Genomic DNA, 16476 nt, shown 5'->3' on the forward strand with positions numbered 1-16476 from the left:
CCCGCCTTCCTAGGAGATGCGCACGCGGGGGTCGACCACCGCGTAGAGGATGTCGGTCAGGAGGTTGGAGAGAAGCGTGATGATGGCGATGAACGTGAGGAAGAACATCGTGTAGGGGATGTCTCCGGCCGTCATCGACTGGTAGGAGGTGTAGCCCGTTCCCGGGATCATGAAGAGGGTCTCGGTGATCAGCGCGCCGGAGAAAAGGCCGGGCAGCGAGCCGCCGATGATGGTCACGAGCGGGATGAGGGTGTTGCGGAAGGCGTGCTTGTAGATGACCTTGCTCTCGGGCAGGCCCTTGGTGCGCGCCGTGCGGATGTAGTCGGCGTTGAGGACCTCGAGCATGTTGGTGCGGGTGTAGCGCATGAGCGAGCCGATCTGGATGACCGTGAGGGTCACGCACGGCATGATCATGTGGTTCACGATGTCGAGCGCCTGGCCGACGGCGTCAAGCTGGTTGAAGTCTCGACCCATGAGGCCGTAGAGATCGAACCACCCGAGGTTGACCGAGAAGATCAGCTTGAGCAGGGTGGCGAAGAAGAACGTGGGCAGCGAGATGCCCGCGAGCGCCACGGCGGAGATGATGTAGTCGGACTTGGAGTACTGGTGCGTGGCGGCGAAGATGCCAAGCGGCACGGCGATGATGGTGGAGGCCACGAAGGCGATGCCACCCATGACGAAGGAGATGCCGATGGTGTTCTGGAACTCGGTCAGCACCGGCACGTTCCACTTCCAGGAGTCGCCGAAGTTGCCCGTCATGAAGTCGGCGAGCCAGGTGACGTAGCCCGTGAAGATGTCCTTGTCGAGGCCGTACTGAGCGTTGAGCTGGGTCATCCACTCGTCGAACGACTTGGCTCCGGGCGCCTGGGAAAGCTGCATGGCCATCGTCTCAACGAACGAAGACGGCAGCGAGCGCATAAGGCCGTAGATGATGAAGGTCACGCAGAACAGGATGATCACCGAGATGCCAACGCGCTTGGCGATGTAGGTCCTCACGCCCCCTCACTCCTCTCACTCTGCCCGCCCCTCGGGGCGAGACGTCAAAGACCTCTTTCCTGCGCAGGGAGCGCAGGTCCATCCCCCAACACGGGAAGAAGGTCTCTGAAGCTGACATGTCGAACCGCAAAAGCCGAACCGTAAAAAAATACCACGATTCAAACCGCCGGGAGCGGCAGCGCGCGGCTGCCGCTCCCAACACGGTCAAATTGGGACAGAAAAACTACTTGAGCTCGAGCTTCTCGATCTCGTCCTTCCAGCCCCAGTACGGGGTCTGGTCCTTGACGACGGAGTCGATGTTGACACGCTCGGTCGAGAAGATCGTGCACTCGGAGCGCTGGTACACCGGAAGCTCGACGCCCCAGTCGAGGATGATGTCCATGGCCTCCTTGTAGATGGTCTTGCGGCTCTCGGTGTCGAGGCTCTGGCGGCCGGCCTCGATGAGCTCGTCGAGGTCAGCGTCGTCGATCATGTAGTAGTTCGTGGAGCCGTTGCTGTGGTAGAGCTGGTACATGTCCGGGTCGGCCGTGGACTGCCAGGCGGCGCACCACAGCTCGGCCTGGTTGGACTGGTAGGAGGCGAAGAGGTCAGACGCGTTGGCGATGTCGTTGACCGTGAAGGTGATGCCGATCTGCGCGAAGGCGTCGGCGGCCTCCTGGAGGATCATGAACGTCGGGTGGTCGCCCTGGCCACCGGCACCGACGTTGCACTGGTACTCGAGCTTGGCGCCAGCCGGGGCGGCGGTGACCTGACCGTCAGCCACGGTGAAGCCGGCGGCCTCGAACCAGGTGAGGGCACCCTCGAGGGCGGCGGCGTACTTGTCGTCGTCGCTCATGCCGTCGGTGTAGAGCGGGTTGCCGGAGGCGTCGGTGGAGTAGCAGACCTGGTAGCCCGGGTCGGTGACGTTCGGGGACGCCCAGGACGACGTGGAGATCGGGTAGTTGAGGACCGAGGCGGTATCACCGTAGTAGGAGGCGATGCCGGAGTCACGGTAGGCCGCGATGACGGTGAAGAGGGCCTTGCGCAGGGCCTTGGAGGCGTCGGAGCCGGGCTCGTTGTTGACGCACACCTTGTTGGCGGCGGCGGCAACGTAGCCGTAGCCGCGGTAGTCGTGCAGGAAGGTGGAGATGACGGAGCCGGTGACGCCCTCGCCGCCGTTGATCTCGGTGATCTGGTCGGCGACCTCCATGGAGTAGGACGGGGCGGCAACGTCGAGCGTGCCGGCCTGGACGCCGGTGATCAGGTCGGCCTCCTGGGACTCCACGACGTTGAGGTTGGAGACCTTCGGGGCGCCCTTGTAGTAGTCGGCGTTGGCGGAGAGGTGCACGGTGCCGTTGGTGTAGTCGTCGAACTTGAAGGCGCCGGAGCCCATCGGGGAGCCGTTGTGGCTGCGGGCGATGGAGAGGTCGCCCTTCGGGAAGCCGAAGGAGTTGTTCTCGTAGTCGTAGAGGTCGGGGTCGCCGTAGTAGCTCTTGCAGCACGGCGCGAGGGAGAGCTGGTAGATCATCGTGGCGTCGATGCCGTTGGTGGTGATCGTCATCGAGTAGTCGTCGTTGCGGACGATGCCGGAGATGTTGGCGGCGGCGTCACCGGTCTCGACGCCCTGGGAGCCCATGTTGTAGACGTCCTCGGGGATGAGCTCGGAGAGGGCGGTGCCGGCGGTCTCGGCCTCGCACGCGGCGAAGTTCCAGTCGTAGGCGGCGCCGATGGCCTCGAAGAAGTCGGTGGCGGTGGCGTCGGCCGGCAGGTCGGGGTAGTTCCAGCCCGCGGCAGCCTCGGCGACGGTCATGTCCTCGGAGCCACCGTTGGCGGGATCCTTCATGTAGTCGACGATCTCCTGGGCGAACTTGGTGCCGCCGTCGTCGACGGCCGCCCAGAAGGCGTCCTGCTGCTCCTGGGTGAAGTAGGTGAAGTCGGTGTTGTCACGGCCGGCGTTGCCGATGAGCGAGGCCAGCGTGGACATGCCGGAGCGGTACTCGGCGAGGCCCTGGATGTCGTTGGAGTAGAGGGTGGCGGAGCCGTCGTAGGTCGGGTCCACGTAGGCGTAGAGCGTGAAGATGACGTCGTCGATGGTCATCGGGGTGCCGTCGTGGAACTTGAGGTCGTCACGGATCTGGACGTCGTAGGTGACGGTGCCGTCAGCCTGCTCGGTCAGCGTGACGTTGGCGGGGCCGTTGTAGGTGTACTCGGTGCCGTTGTACTCCTTGGTCTCGCCGTCGATGCCGTTGTAGATCGGCTCGGCCATGCGGTCGGTGATGAGGAGCGCGACGTTGTTGAAGCTCACGACGTCCTGGTCGGCCGCGGAGGCGGTGAACAGCGGGCAGAACTTGCCCTCGAGGCCGGAGGTCGCGACGACGAGCGCCTTGTCGGAGCTGCCGCCCTCGTCGGTGGTGGAGCCGCCGCCGTTGTTGCAGGCGGCGAGGGCCAGCGCACCCATGGTGGCCGCGGAGAGCCCGAGCATCTTCCTTCTGGTAACGAGCATCTTTTCCCTACCTTCCTCCCATAAGTGGGGACTTTTGTACCGGACGCCGATGCGCCCGGGCAGAGCCAGGTAACGGCATGACGGAACCGTCATGTGACACAGCATGTTACGTACTTGTAATCCACAAAACCCGCACGCCGGCGCTCAGTTCACAGACCGGTTACAGTTTCCGGACTGTTTCATGGGTTGGAGACGGAATCCCCATGCCCCACGGGCCAGGGTGGGGCGGCGGGTCCGCGCTCGGGGCCGCCTGCGGGACGCCTGGTCGGGGCTCACGCGCCCTCCCACTCCGCGGCGCGCGCGGAGCGGCGCAGGGCGACGAGGGCCACGCAGCAGAGTGCCTCGCAGGCGAGCAGGGCGAACTCGGCGGCCGCGGGGGCGGCGCCGCCCGTGGCGAGGAAGACGACCTCCCCCGCCGCGGCGACGAGCGCGAGGCCGATCGCGAGCGCGCAGCGGCCCGGCAGCGACCCCACGGTCTCGTCGCGCACGTAGACGCGCACGCGGCCGCCCGCGGCGCCGCGCAGGGCCACCGTGAGCCGCCCGAGCGCCCAGGCGACGGAGACCAGGGCCACGAGCTGGAGCATGTAGGGCATCACCACGTACGGGCAGCCCGTGAGGCCCGCCGGGTTGACGGCTCCGGCCACGGCCGCGGCCAGCGCCGCCACGGCGAAGGCGGCCCAGAGGGCACGCAGCAGCTCGGAGGGGCCGAGCGCGCCCACCAGGCGCACGTGGTCGCCGGCGTAGGAGAACGTGCCGTCCTCGCCGCGGTGGAAGTCCTTGAGACGCTCGCGCTCCTTCTTGCGCACGTTCTTCTCGCCACCCTTCTTGCGTCGCGCGTGACCCAAAGGGGGGCTGTCCCCCTTTGGGTCCCCTTTCCCTACTCGATGCCGGTGAGATCGTAGGACTCGAGCCAGGCCGCGGCGCGCTCGCAGATGCCCCTGAGGCAGCCGTCGTCAAACGGCGAGGTCATGCCCGCGTGGGCGAGAAGGTCCGTGAAGGCGCGCGTGCCGCCCTGGCGCGTGTAGGCCATGTAGTGCTCCCACGCCCCGGCGAAGTCCTCCTGCGACATGGCCCAGAACTCCAGCGCCACCGTCTGCGCAAGACAGTAGTCGATATAGTAGAACGGGTTCTCGTAGATGTGGTGCTGGCGCTGCCAGCCCTCACCCTCGGCGTAGAACGGAATCTCGCCGTCGAGGCGCATCCACGGCATGTAGATCCCGAGCAGGCGCTTCCAGGTGGCGTGGCGCTCGGCCGGCGTCATCTCGGGGCGCTCGTAGACCTCGTGCTGGAAGTGGTCGACCATCGTGCCGTACGGGATGAAGGTGATGGCGCCGGCCAGGTGCGCGTAGCGGTACTTGCGGGCGTCCTCGCCGAAGAACTCCTCGGCCCACGGCCAGGCCATGAACTCCATGGACATAGAGTGGACCTCGCAGGCCTCCGAGGTGGGCATGGAGAGCGAGACGGGCACCTTGTCGGTGTTCATGTAGTAGGAGAAGGCGTGGCCCGCCTCGTGCGTGACCACCTCGACGTCGCCCTGCGTGCCGTTGAAGTTGGCAAAGATGAAGGGCACGTCGTAGTCCGGGATCATGGTCATGTAGCCGCCGCCGGCCTTGCCCTCGGTGGAGAGGACGTCCATGAGGCCGCGGTCGAGCATCATGTCGAAGAAGGCGCCGGTCTCCGGGGACAGCGCGCGGTAGAAGGTGCGCCCGGCCTCGAGCACGTCGTCGGCGTCGCCGCGCGGCTCCGGGTTGCCGGAGCGGAAGGTCAGCGTCTCGTCGGCAAAGGAGAGCGGGTACTCCACGCCCAGGCGCTCGGCCTGCGCGCGGAAGATCTTGTCCGCGAGCGGCACCACGTAGGAGACCACGGCCTCGCGGAAGCGCTCGACGTCGGCGCGGTCGTACGAGAGCCGGCCCATGCGGTCGTAGCCCAGGGGGATGAAGTCCTCGTGCCCGAGCTTTCTGCCCATGGCGTCACGCACGTGGACGAGCTCGTCGTAGATGCGGTCGAGGTCGGCCTGGTGCTCCTTGTACCAGGCGCCCTCGGCCTTCCAGGCGGCCAGGCGCTCGGCGTCGTCCGCGGAGCGCTTGAACGGCGTGAGCTGGGAGAGCGTGTAGGTGCCGCCCTCGAAGGGAATCTGCGCGGAGGCAATGAGCTTCACGTACTCCTGCGTGAGGGCGTTCTCGCGCTTCATGTCGTCGACGATCTGGGGCGAGAAGGCCCGGCGCTCCTGCTCGGCCTGGGCAAAGATCAGCTCGCCGTACCTCTCGGCAAGACGCGCGCGGAAGGGCGTGGCGAGAAGCGCGGCCTTGAAGGCGTCCTCGGCCTGCTGGAGCTCGGGCTGGGCGTTGTCCCAGAAGGTGGACTCGGCGTCGTAGAACTCGTCGCGCGTGTCGATGGTGTGGCGGATGTAGACGAGCTCGGCGGCCGTCTGGACGTGACGGTCCAGCCGGTCCTTCTCAAGGAACGCGCCCTCGGCGGCCTCGAAGCTCTCCGCGCCGGCGAGCTGCTCGGTGAGACGGGCGTAGGCGGCCTTGACGGCCTCGAGGTCCGGCCGCTCGTAGGACATGTCCTTGAAGGAGACGTTCTTCTCGTCTGCCATGTCTTCACTCCCCCCTGCGTGGCCGCGGGCGGAGGGGCCCGCGGCGGCGATTTCGGCTATGATTCGAGTTGGTATTGTACCCCGTCGAAGGAGAGTCTATGCCCGGCTACGTCCTCAGCTGCTGCTCGACCGTTGACCTGACGCGCGAGTGGCTCGAACGGCGAGACATAAAGTATATTTACTTCAACTACTTCCTCAATGGCGAGATGTGCAAGGACGACTTTGGGACCACCAACTCCCCCGCCGAGCTCTACGCCAAGATGCTCGCCGGCGCCGACGCCAAGACCTCGCAGGTCTCGGCCGGCGACTACATCGAGCACTTCGAGAGGTTCCTCTCGGCCGGGCTCGACGTCCTGCACGTGACGCTGTCCTCGGGCATCTCCGGCACCTACAACTCCGCCTGCGCCGCGCGCGACCAGCTGGCCGAGAAGTACCCGGACCGCCGCGTCGTGGTGGTGGACTCGCTCGCCGCCTCCTCGGGCAGCGGGCTTCTCATGGACAGGCTCGCCGACCTGCGCGACTCCGGGCTCAGCCTCGACGAGCTCGCGTCCTGGGCAGAGGAGCACAAGGGCGAGGTCCAGCACTGGTTCTTCTCGTCCGACCTCACGTTCTTCATCCGCGGAGGCCGCATCTCCAAGGCGGCCGGCCTGGTGGGCGGCATGCTCAAGATCTGCCCGGTCATGGACGTCGCGCCCGACGGCTCGCTGGCCGTGCGCGAGAAGATCCGCACCAAGGCGAAGGCCGAGAAGCGCGTGGTTGAGAAGATGGTCGAGCTGGCCGAGGGCGGCCTCGACTACTCCGGCAAGTGCTTCATCTGCCAGTCCGAGTGCGAGGACGACGCCCGCGAGGTGGCGCGCCGCGTGGAGGAGACGTTCCCCAAGCTCGACGGCCACGTCGAGATCTTCCCCATCGGCGCCACGATCGGCGTGCACACCGGTCCCGGCACGGTTGCCCTGTTCTTCTGGGGGCAGAAGCGCGCGTAGGGCTGGCGGCGGGAAAACCGCTGACAACGCAAGAAAGGAACCCCGCCGCGGGCGCCTGGGCGCAGGCCTAGAGCGGAAGCTCGAAGAAGCGCCGGTAGAGGGCGAGCTCGTCGGGCGTGTCCAGGCTGCTCGCAAACTCCACGCGCCCGGCGCGCCCGCGCTCCGCAAGCAGGCCCCCGGCCGCAAGGCGCGCGCGGAGCTGGCGCGCCGTCCCCGCGCCACCGTCGAAGAAGCGCACGCCCGGGCCGAGCGCGCGCTCGATCTGGGCGCGCACGAAGGGGTAGTGCGTGCACCCGAGCACGCAGGCGTCCACGCGAGCGGCGTGCGCCCCCACGAAGCCCTCGATCATCCGGGCCAGGTCGGGCTCGTCCAGCCCCCCGCGCTCGATACGCGCGGCGAGGCCCGGGCACGGGACCGGGATGACCTCGCACTCCCCTCCCCAGGCCCGCGCGAGCTCGTGGTACTTGTCCAGGCGCAGCGTGACCTCGGTCGCCATCACGAGGATCCGGCCGTGCGGGAAGGCGCGCGCCGCGGGCTTGAGCGCGGGCTCGATGCCCACGATCACGACGTCGGGGTGGGCGGCACGCAGCGTGGCGGCCGCGACCGAGGTGGCCGTGTTGCAGGCAATCACGATGGCCTTGGCGCCCTGTGCCAGGAAGCGCTCGACGATGCCGCGGGAGAGCTCGAGGACCTGCGGCTCGTCCTTCTCGCCGTAGGGGGCGTTTGCGGAGTCGCCGAAGAAGCGGAAGTCCTCGTGGGGCAGCTCGGAGACGAGCGCCCTCAGAACGCTGATGCCGCCCACGCCGGAGTCGAACACCCCGACGAAGCCGTCTCGCTTCCCTGACACCTGGCACCTCCCCACGTCGTCGCGTCGGCAAGAGCATAGCGCATCGCCGCCTCCCGCCGCCCGCGCGCAAAACCATGCCACTCGCAGTTATATTTCTGCAAAAGTATATCGACACACATAGTACCTTCCGATACACTGTTCCCAACGACGGACGACGGGGAGGTGACCCATGGCAGGCAGAGACGCGGAGAGCGACCTCATCCGGGGCAACATCGACGCCATCGTGCTGTGCACGCTCTCTGACGGAGACTCCTACGGCTACGAGATCCTGAAGGACGTGGCCAGCACGAGCCAAGGCGCGTACGAGATGAAGGAACCCTCGCTCTACACGAGCCTCAAGCGCCTGGAGGGCCAGGGGCTCGTGGAGAGCTACTGGGGCAGCGAGTCCCAGGGCGCGCGGCGCAAGTACTACCACATCACTGACGGCGGGCGCACGGAGCTCGCCGAGGCAACGGCGCGCTGGGTGCGCGCGCGGACCATCATCGACCGACTCCTCAGACAGGGCGGAGGCAGCAAATGAGCGGCAGGGGCGACATCAGGATGTACGTCGAGCACCTCTTCGAGGGGCGCACGCTCGACGCGGAGACCATCGAGCTCAAGGAGGAGATCTACGGCAACCTCGTGGCGCGCTTCGACGACTACGTGGCGCAGGGCATGTCCGAGGCCGAGGCGTTCTCGCGCACGTGCGAGGCCGTGACGAGCGTGGACGACGTCCTGGGCGGCGACGGCGAGAAGAACGCGGAGGCCGCGGGCGGCGAGAAGGACGGCGCAGGTGCGGACGCCGAGGCCACGCGCGTGGCTCCCGTGGCCGCCCCGGTGCCGCCGGGCGCCGAGGGGGCGTCCCAGCCGCAGGGCGGCAGGAGCCGCTGGTCGACCGGAAAGGTCGTTGGCGCGGTGGCGGCGGTGATCGTGGCCGCGGTGGCGATCGTCACGGTCGTCAACGTACTCAACTCCGCGGCGGCGAGCGTGGCGTACGACGAGGGAACCGTGGACGTCCAGGCCGTGGACGCCACGGGAGGCTCCGACGGGGACGTCACGTACGTGGACGGCGGGACGGACTCGGGCTCGGACACCAACGCGACCACGGGCTCGGGAACCGGTCAGGGCACCACCCTAGCGGGACTGACCCTGAGCACCGACGGCATCGCGCAGGAGATCTCCGGCCACGACGCCTCCACCCTCGCCGCCGGGGCGACCACCTCCTGGCCCCTGGACGGGACCGCCGTCGCGAACCTCGCCGGAGGCCTTCCGCTAGCCGGCTACCTCATGTCCACCGGAACCGACTCCAACTCCCGGGACGGCAACGTGGTCATCGTGGAGTACGAATGGGTGGAGGACGACCGGCTGGCCCGCACGGATGACGACGCTGTTGAGCAGGCGCTCGCCTACAACGCGGCCGCGCTGCTCTGCGCCGCGAGCTCCGCGGACGCCGTGCGCGTGGTGACCCACGAGACGGACGCCGAGGACGGCGAGCTCAGCGTGGACACCCTCACCTTCAGCCGGTCGGACCTCGAGGGGGTTCTCGGCACGAGCCTCACCGCGGACCGCCTGACCGACGGCACCTGGAACGACCTGCGCGCGCTGCTCTCCAGCGAGCGCTACTACGACCGGATCTGCGACCGCGCCGACCGCGACTAGCGCATCCGCCCCTCCCGGTGCCGCACAGCCCTCCCGCACGACGTCGATTCTCGTCGTATTTGGGACTTGTGCGGCATCGGGCGCTCCCTGGGGGCAACATCTGTCACAATCGGAGGCCGCAATGTCGCACGCACCAGGAAACGGAGGCCCCATGAGCAACGAGGGCAAGAAGGTCAAGGTCCACTACGTGGGCACGCTCGACGACGGAACCAAGTTCGACTCCTCCCGCGACCGCGGCGAGCCGCTGGAGTTCACCTGCATGGCCGGCCAGATGATCGCCGGCTTTGACGCCGCCGTGCGCGAGATGGAGGTCGGCCAGGTGGTGGACGTCCGCCTCGAGCCCGCCGAGGCCTACGGCGAGCGCGACGAGCGCCTCATCCAGACCGTGCCCGTCTCCGCCATGCCCGGCGCCGAGACCCTCTCCGCCGGTGACCGCGTGATGCTGGCCTCCCCCACCGGCCAGCCCTTCCCGGCCACCGTGGCCAAGGTCGAGAACGGCAACGTCACCTTTGACATGAACCACGAGATGGCCGGCAAGGCCCTCAACTTCAACATCGAGCTGCTCGAGGTCGCAGAGTAGGAAGGCCCCGCAGCTCTTCCCGCGCGGCCCGCCCCTCCGGGGACGGGCCGCCTTCTTGTGCGCTACTCCCAGCAGACCAGGTAGCGCAGCTCGTGCTCGCCGCGGCAGTCGAAGCGGTACTCCGCCCTCGTGGCCGGCCCGCAGCTCCCCGTGCCGATTCCCATCTGAAACGCCTGGACCGTGAGGTAGGTGCCGGTGCGCACCTCGTCCTCGCGGTGGCGCATCCCGCGCAGCTCCTCGTCCGAGTACGGCTTGACCGCGAGCTCGAAGGGCCGGTCGACGGCCGTCACCTGCACGCGGCGCACCCCGTCGGAGAGCGTCACGAACTGGCAGTCCATCCGGTTGCCGCTCTCCTGCGGCCGGATGTTGGGCTCGGTCATGTCCGCCACGCGGCAGCTCACGTGCGCGATCTGCGCCTGCTCGCGCATGTCGAGGTACGACTCGCCGTTTCGTCCCAGGTAGGACACCTCATCCCAGCGCTCGTCCAGCCGGTAGCAGGCGCCCAGGCGAGGCAGGTCGCCCCGCCCGCGCTCGCAGCGCAGCCGCAGCGTCACCAGCACGCCCGCCGCCACCGCCTCGTAGCTCGTCGTGCAGAGGAAGCGGTGGTGCGGGTAGGTGAGCCGCGCCCTGACCGTGGCCGCGCGGGCGCCGCGCTCGACGGAGAGCACCTCGCGACGGCACTCGTAGAACTCCTCCATCGGGCGGTGCCCCGTGAGCGTCCGGTCGTTGTCCGTCGACGCGCGGGCGAGAAGGACCGGCGTCGCCGCCGGGCGCAGCACCCCCGCGACGACGAGCCCCTCCTCCGTGACCTCGCAGTCCCGCGGGAGGCGCGGCGCGGCCGCCAGCAGCGAGCCGTCGAGCGGCTCCAGAGCGGAGAGGACCATCTGCTCGCGGGAAACCACGACCCCCGTGTCCCGGCGAAGCACGCTCACCGTCACCCAGCGCATCCGGTTGCGCCGAAGGGGGTGGTCCTTCTCGCCGCCCGATTCCGCGCCGGCGGGTGCAGGCCGCGGCCCGGAGCCCTCCGGACGGGCCATCACGGTCTGCTGGCGCAGGGGGTCGACGTCCGCCACGAGGGTGCACGCGCCCCCGTCGCTCCACTCGAAGCGCAGCTCGAAGGCATCGCCGGGAGTGAACGAGCAGGCGTTGAAGACGATGAAGAAGTCGCCGCCCACGTGGCGGACGCGGATGGGCCGGTAGGCGTGGGCAACCACGCGCGCGCCCGTGGAGGGCGTCCGGTCCGGGTAGAAGAGGCCGTCCACGCAGAAGTTGCCGTCGTGCTCCCACTCGCCGTGGTCGCCGCCGTAGGTGTAGCTCCCATCCGGGTGGAGCACCGCGTGGTCGGCGAACTCCCAGACGCAGCCGCCCATCAGGGCCTCGTAGGAGTAGATCTCACGCCAGTAGTCCTCAACGCCGCCCGGGCCGACGCCCATCGCATGCGCGTACTCGCAGAGGAAGTAGGGCCGGTCGTTCAGCTCCCGGACGCTCGCGCGCCCCTCCCCCGCCTCGCGCACGCGCTCGACGCTCGCGTACATCTCGCTCGCCACGTCGTAGGCGCGACGGCGGGAGTGGATGACCCCCTCGTAGTGGACCGGCAGGCTCGTGCGGGCGCGCAGCCAGTCGTACATGGCGTCGGTGTTGCGGTGACCGCCCGACTCGTTGCCCAGGCTCCACATGACGACGCAGGGGTGCAGCTTGTCGCGCTCGAAGAGCCGCTCGGCACGGTCGAGGTAGCGCGGGCGCCAGGACGGGTCCTGCGTGAGCCAGTTGGGGCTCGGCGGGACGCGCTGGACGAGAGCGCCGTGGGTCTCGAGGTCGGCCTCGTCGACCACGTAGAGGCCGCGCTCGTCGCAGAGCTCGAGCAGGTAGGGGTCGCTCGGGTAGTGCGAGGTGCGGATGGTGTCGATGTTGTGCGCGAGGCAGAGCTCGACGTCGCGCTCGATCTCGTCGGGCGTCATCACCCAGCCCGCCGCGGGGGTGTCGTCGTGGTGGTTGACGCCGCGCAGCTTGACGGGCCGTCCGTTGACGAGAAAGCGCCGCCCGTCCACGCGCGCCTCGCGAAAGCCCACGCGGGTGCGCACGCACTCGGCGTCGGTCTCCACGTAGAGGTCGTAGAGGTACGGCGTCTCCGCGGTCCACTCGAGCACGTCCAGGTCGCCGAAGTCCACGCCCCGAGGCACGCCGCCGCGGCCGCGCGTCGAGGCGGTGCGCTCGAGGCCGTGGCCGCGCAGGGTGACGCGCGCCTCGCCGTCGTCGACGAGCGTCACGTCAACGCGGAGCCGGTAGCGCACGCGAGACGCCCGCTCCTCTCGCCGCATGCCGAGCGCGAGGTCCCAGACGCTCGCCAGGGTCGTGGTGCGCAGGAGCACGTCGCGAAAGATGCCGTTGTTGCGGAACATGTCCTGGCACTCCAGGTAGGAGCCCGTGCACCAGCGCCGCACCACGACGAGAAGCTCGTTGGCGCCGGCGCGCTGCCAGGGGGTGAGGTTGAACTCCGCCGTGTTGTGGGAGCCCTCCGAGTAGCCCACGCGCTCGCCGTTGAGGTAGAGGTCCAGGCAGCTGGCCACGCCGAGAAACGAGATCACGTGGCCGAGCGCCGTCTCGCGCGGCGCGAGGTCAAACGTCGTCCGGTAGACGCCGACGAAGTTGTACTCGTCCGCGGGGTGCGCCACGTGCGGCCCGGGGCCGTCCTCCCCGATGAGCGAAAAGACCGGCCCGACGGGCCCCTCCTCGGGGATGCGCGGCGGGTCGAAGGGGAACTGGTAGCGCTCGTCCACGTAGAAGGGGCGGTCGTAGCCCTGGAACTGCCAGCAGCCGGGAACGGCGATGCGGTCCCAGGCCACGGCGTCGGTGTCCAGCACGTCGGGCAGCTCCGCGGGGCGCGGGTAGAAGTGGAAGTCCCAGGTGCCGTTGAGGCAGCGGACGAGCGGCGAGTCGTAGCGGCGGCGCGCGAGCGGGGCGGCATCGGCCGAGGCACGGTCCGGAAACGGGATGAAGTAGCTCCTCGCCGGGAGACGGCGCTCCTCGATGGTCGCCGCGTCGCAATACGCGCTCCTGTCGATCACATACCTCATCGTCGTCCCCCCAACGTGACACTGGCGTCAGAGCCGAGCGTCACACACAACGTGACACTGGCGTCTGAGCTAACTGTCATGGCTGTCATGGCTGACGGTCAGATTGTCACACAACGAGAAGGGCCGCCGGGCGAGAAGTGCCCGACGGCCCAAAGCGCGACCGCTTAGCCCGTCACCGTTGTCATGACTGACTCCAGGAGGTCTTGCGGACAAGGGCGACGACGCCCGCAACGGCCCCGACGAGCACGACGGCGTCGAGCACGTAAAGCGCCATCTGCCAGATGGGCGTCACGCTCACGACCTGCGCCGTGGAGGAGATGCCGTTCATGGCAAAGCTGCGGGAGACGGAGTAGAGGATGTGGCGCGCGGCGTCGCGCAGCTGGCCCATGACCGTGGGGTTGGACTCGTAGCCCTCGATCTGCCAGTTGTCGGTGCCGGAGTTGAGCCACAGGTCCGTGCCGCCCTCAAGGCCGGCGCGAATGGCGAGCAGCGGGAACGCCTCGGGATAGGAGGCCTGGTCGGTGATTGTCGTGCCGTCAAAGCCCCACTCGCCGCGAAGGACGTTGGTGGTCATCCCCTTGTGGTCGCCGGACCACGTGAGGCCAATGCGGTTCATGGAGAGCATGACGCCGAGCGAGCCGCTCTCCTCGTCAGCGATGCTCGGCTCAAACGCGGCGAGGTAGATCTCGCGGATGGCCTGCTCGTTCGAGAAGGTGGCGATGGTGGTGCGGTTGGTCTCCTGGTCGTTGAGGGCGAAGTGCTTCACGAAGGTGATGACGCCCTTGGAGCGCGCGCCGGCCACGGTGGCGGTGCCAAACTCGCCGGAGAGGAAGCCGTCCTCGGAGTAGTACTCGAAGTTGCGGCCGGAGAAGGCCGTGCGGTGGATGTTCATCGCGGGGGCGTACCAGCCGGCAAAGTTGAGGTCGCCCTGCGCGAGGCAGTCCTCGCCGATCATCTCGCCCATGAGGCGGGCGAGCTCGACGTTCCAGGTGGAGGCGATAACCACCTCGGAGCACCAGGCGTACGTGCTCTCGGGGCGGTTGACGCCCGTGGTGCCGGCGTTGCCCACGAAGGCGGGGCCGTCGACGCACACGGTAGCCGGCGCGCCCACGGAGTTGACCGTCTGCGTCTGATAGCCGCCCACGCGCACGAGGTTATACATCTCCTCGGCCGTGAGCTGGTCGAGCAGGTCGTCCCAGGACGGGTCGTCGGCGGGGACGTCGATCATCATGGCGAGCGTGAGGCCGTTCTCGGCGCCCGTCACGGGCATCTCGGCCTCGGGGTCGTCGGCACCCTCCTTGACCGCGAGCCCGGCCACGATCTCGTCGGTCGCCTCGAGCGCGTAGGTGGTGGGGTAGGTGCCCTCCCAGTCGCTGCGGGAGAGGTAGGTGAAGCCCTCGTCGTAGGTGCGCATGTCGGCATCTGCGAACTGGTTCTCGATGGCCTCGCCCGTGTGCTGGGAGGTGGCGTAGACGTCCGTCTCGGCAAGCGGGACCGTGGCGACCTTCTCGGCGTCGCCCTCGGCGTCCATGCCGTCGGCCGTGGTGGCACCCTTGGCGGCGAGGATGTTGTTGAGGGCGTCGTGCGCGTCGGAGCCGATGGCAAGGAGGTAGTCGCCGCCCTCGAGGACGTAGGTCCCGGCGCCGTCGGCATCATAGCTCGCGAGGTCCTTCTCGCTCACCTCCACGCTCAGGGTCTGGGTCTCGCCGGGCTCCAGCAGCTTGGTCTTGGCAAAGCCCACGAGCTGGACCGCGCTCTTCTCGACGCCGTTCTCGCGGTCGTAGTCCGTGTAGGGGCTCTGGGCGTAGACCTGCACCACGTCCTTGCCGGCAACCTCGCCGGTGTTGGTCACGTCAACCGTGAGGGTCACGGTGCCGTCGCCGCTGGAGCTGCCGGTGAGGGCCTGCTCAAAGGTGGTGTAGGACAGTCCGTAGCCAAACGGGAACTGGACCTCGTCGGCATAGGACCACGAGCCCGCGCCGTCAGAGGCGCCCGCGGCCGAGCTGGCGTTGCCCTGGCCCAGCACCACGTCCTCGTAGCGCGTCTCGTAGTAGCGGTACCCCACGTAGATGCCCTCCTGGTACACCACAAAGGGGCTGTTCTCGGCGCCGGAGATGAGGTTGTTGCCAAAGTTCTGGACGGCGGGCGCGGAGAGCGAGTTGGTGGCGTAGGTGTCCGTGGTGCGGCCGGAGGGGTTGATGGCGCCGGTGAGGATGCTGCCCACGGCGAGAAGGCCGTCCTGCCCCGGGTTGCCGATCCACAGGCACGCGTCGACGCCGTACTCCTCCTCGTCGAGGAAGGAGAGCTCCATGGCGTTGCCGGAGTTGATGAGCACGATCACCTTGTCAAAGCGCTCGGACACGTAACGGAGCAGCTCCTCCTCGGTGGCGGTGAGCTCAAGGTAGTGGCGGCCCACGTCATCCGGGGAGTCGAGCGGATCGGAGTGGAAGGCCCCCATGAAGCCCTCGATGTCCATCGGCTCGAGGTAGGACTCGTCGTAGACGGTGGGCAGATCGGAGCTCTCGGAGCCGGAGCGCGCAAACGTCACGATGGCGGCGTCACCGTACTCGTCAAAGCTCGAGGTCTCGGCAGACGAGAAGAGCTCGGGGGATGCCTCGTGGATCACGTAGCGGCCCGTGCCCGCCATGTCGGCGACGTCCATGCGGATGTCCGCCGCGGCGCCCTCGGTGTAGAACTCCCACATCGTGGGGTTGACGGAGTAGCCGGCCTGCTCGAGGGCGTCCTTGAGCGTCGGCGCCGTGGATGCGTCAACGGCGCCGGAGCCGCCACCGCCATAGAGGATGTCGGCCGAGCTCACGCCGAAGAGCGAGACGCTGCCGCCGGCAAGCGGTAGGGCACCGTCGTTCTTGAGCAGGACGGAGCCCTCGCCCTGCACCTGCTGGGCGGCGGCGGAGTCGGCGGCGAGGCGCTCCTGCTCGCTTGCGTAGGACGCCTTGTAGTACTCGGTGTCCTCGGCGCCGTCGCCGGTCTCGCGGACCTCGTAGCTCTTGGTGCCGAGGAACGTGTTGATGACCGGGGCGTACTTGTTGGCAAAGCAGGTGCCAACGCCGAGCGCGCACACCACCACGGCGATAAGGACCAGAAGCGGTATCGCCTTCTTCTTGGACAGGGTCTTCTTCATCCCTTCCCTCCTCTTCCTCGGGCGACGGCACGCCGCCGCCCCTTAACGATTCCTGAGGCGAGTATGGGATGAGAGGCGGGCGCCAAACGAGGGTTGGCACCGTTTGAGGCAATTTGGGCAAGATTTGTTGGTGAA

11 protein-coding genes are annotated in these 16476 nt (G+C 68.2%); 4 read left to right on the forward strand and 7 right to left on the reverse strand.

Going from position 1 to position 16476, the window contains the following annotated elements; translation table 11 throughout:
- Positions 1 to 9: 9 nt before the first annotated feature.
- The 4 genes from B5F23_RS03090 to B5F23_RS03105 all read right to left on the reverse strand — a co-directional run bounded on the left by B5F23_RS03090 (position 10) and on the right by B5F23_RS03105 (position 6077).
- On the reverse strand, positions 10 to 996 hold the full coding sequence (locus B5F23_RS03090) for an ABC transporter permease (RefSeq protein WP_087351700.1): 987 nt from the start codon (positions 994 to 996) through the stop codon (positions 10 to 12).
- Between the two features lie 223 nt (positions 997 to 1219).
- Positions 1220 to 3478: an ABC transporter substrate-binding protein gene (locus tag B5F23_RS03095; protein ID WP_087351702.1), complete on the reverse strand. Its 2259-nt coding sequence runs from the start codon at positions 3476 to 3478 to the stop codon at positions 1220 to 1222.
- A 272-nt stretch (positions 3479 to 3750) separates the two neighbouring features.
- Positions 3751 to 4284 carry a hypothetical protein gene (locus tag B5F23_RS03100; RefSeq protein WP_143786347.1) on the reverse strand — a complete coding sequence of 178 codons (534 nt, stop codon included), beginning with the start codon at positions 4282 to 4284 and terminating at the stop codon, positions 3751 to 3753.
- A gap of 71 nt (positions 4285 to 4355) precedes the next feature.
- Entirely contained in the window at positions 4356 to 6077 is a 1722-nt protein-coding gene (locus B5F23_RS03105; protein WP_087351706.1) for a M3 family oligoendopeptidase, read from the reverse strand.
- Between the two features lie 98 nt (positions 6078 to 6175).
- On the opposite strand from B5F23_RS03105, the gene B5F23_RS03110 reads away from it, so the two are divergent.
- Positions 6176 to 7060, forward strand: a complete 885-nt coding sequence (locus tag B5F23_RS03110) for a DegV family protein (RefSeq protein WP_087351707.1) — start codon at positions 6176 to 6178, stop codon at positions 7058 to 7060.
- 67 nt (positions 7061 to 7127) lie between these two features.
- On the opposite strand, the gene murI is transcribed toward B5F23_RS03110, so the two are convergent.
- Positions 7128 to 7907, reverse strand: coding sequence for a glutamate racemase (murI, locus tag B5F23_RS03115; protein ID WP_087351709.1), 780 nt, complete (start codon positions 7905 to 7907; stop codon positions 7128 to 7130).
- Positions 7908 to 8076: 169 nt separating this feature from the next.
- Between murI and B5F23_RS03120 the strand changes: the two genes are divergently transcribed.
- From B5F23_RS03120 to B5F23_RS03130, 3 genes are all read left to right on the forward strand, one after another.
- Positions 8077 to 8427 carry a PadR family transcriptional regulator gene (locus B5F23_RS03120; RefSeq protein WP_072374834.1) on the forward strand — a complete coding sequence of 117 codons (351 nt, stop codon included), beginning with the start codon at positions 8077 to 8079 and terminating at the stop codon, positions 8425 to 8427.
- A complete protein-coding gene (locus B5F23_RS03125; protein ID WP_087351711.1) occupies positions 8424 to 9545 on the forward strand; it encodes a hypothetical protein in 1122 nt (373 codons plus the stop codon). Before B5F23_RS03120 ends, B5F23_RS03125 begins: the two co-directional genes overlap by 4 nt.
- A gap of 151 nt (positions 9546 to 9696) precedes the next feature.
- A complete protein-coding gene (locus B5F23_RS03130) occupies positions 9697 to 10125 on the forward strand; it encodes an FKBP-type peptidyl-prolyl cis-trans isomerase (protein WP_087351713.1) in 429 nt (142 codons plus the stop codon).
- Between the two features lie 62 nt (positions 10126 to 10187).
- Here the strand turns inward: B5F23_RS03130 and B5F23_RS03135 are convergent, their stop codons facing one another.
- Both B5F23_RS03135 and B5F23_RS03140 read right to left on the reverse strand, forming a co-directional pair.
- The gene (locus B5F23_RS03135) at positions 10188 to 13199 is read right to left on the reverse strand and encodes a glycoside hydrolase family 2 TIM barrel-domain containing protein (protein ID WP_087351715.1); all 3012 of its coding nucleotides are present in this window, start codon (positions 13197 to 13199) and stop codon (positions 10188 to 10190) included.
- A gap of 181 nt (positions 13200 to 13380) precedes the next feature.
- Complete coding sequence (locus tag B5F23_RS03140) at positions 13381 to 16341, reverse strand: beta-glucosidase (RefSeq protein ID WP_087351717.1); 2961 nt, start codon at positions 16339 to 16341, stop codon at positions 13381 to 13383.
- Positions 16342 to 16476 lie beyond the last annotated feature (135 nt).

Origin of the sequence: Olsenella sp. An188 (assembly GCF_002160255.1) — a bacterium.
GTDB lineage: Bacteria > Actinomycetota > Coriobacteriia > Coriobacteriales > Atopobiaceae > Thermophilibacter > Thermophilibacter avistercoris.

What these genes read in the sequence shown, in the direction of transcription:
- B5F23_RS03095 (WP_087351702.1), bottom strand. Translation starts at nt 3,478, where the DNA reads ATGCTCGTTACCAGAAGGAAGATGCTCGGGCTCTCCGCGGCCACCATG.
- B5F23_RS03120 (WP_072374834.1), top strand. Translation starts at nt 8,077, where the DNA reads ATGGCAGGCAGAGACGCGGAGAGCGACCTCATCCGGGGCAACATCGAC.
- B5F23_RS03140 (WP_087351717.1), bottom strand. Translation starts at nt 16,341, where the DNA reads ATGAAGAAGACCCTGTCCAAGAAGAAGGCGATACCGCTTCTGGTCCTT.
- B5F23_RS03110 (WP_087351707.1), top strand. Translation starts at nt 6,176, where the DNA reads ATGCCCGGCTACGTCCTCAGCTGCTGCTCGACCGTTGACCTGACGCGC.
- B5F23_RS03105 (WP_087351706.1), bottom strand. Translation starts at nt 6,077, where the DNA reads ATGGCAGACGAGAAGAACGTCTCCTTCAAGGACATGTCCTACGAGCGG.
- B5F23_RS03135 (WP_087351715.1), bottom strand. Translation starts at nt 13,199, where the DNA reads ATGAGGTATGTGATCGACAGGAGCGCGTATTGCGACGCGGCGACCATC.
- B5F23_RS03130 (WP_087351713.1), top strand. Translation starts at nt 9,697, where the DNA reads ATGAGCAACGAGGGCAAGAAGGTCAAGGTCCACTACGTGGGCACGCTC.
- B5F23_RS03125 (WP_087351711.1), top strand. Translation starts at nt 8,424, where the DNA reads ATGAGCGGCAGGGGCGACATCAGGATGTACGTCGAGCACCTCTTCGAG.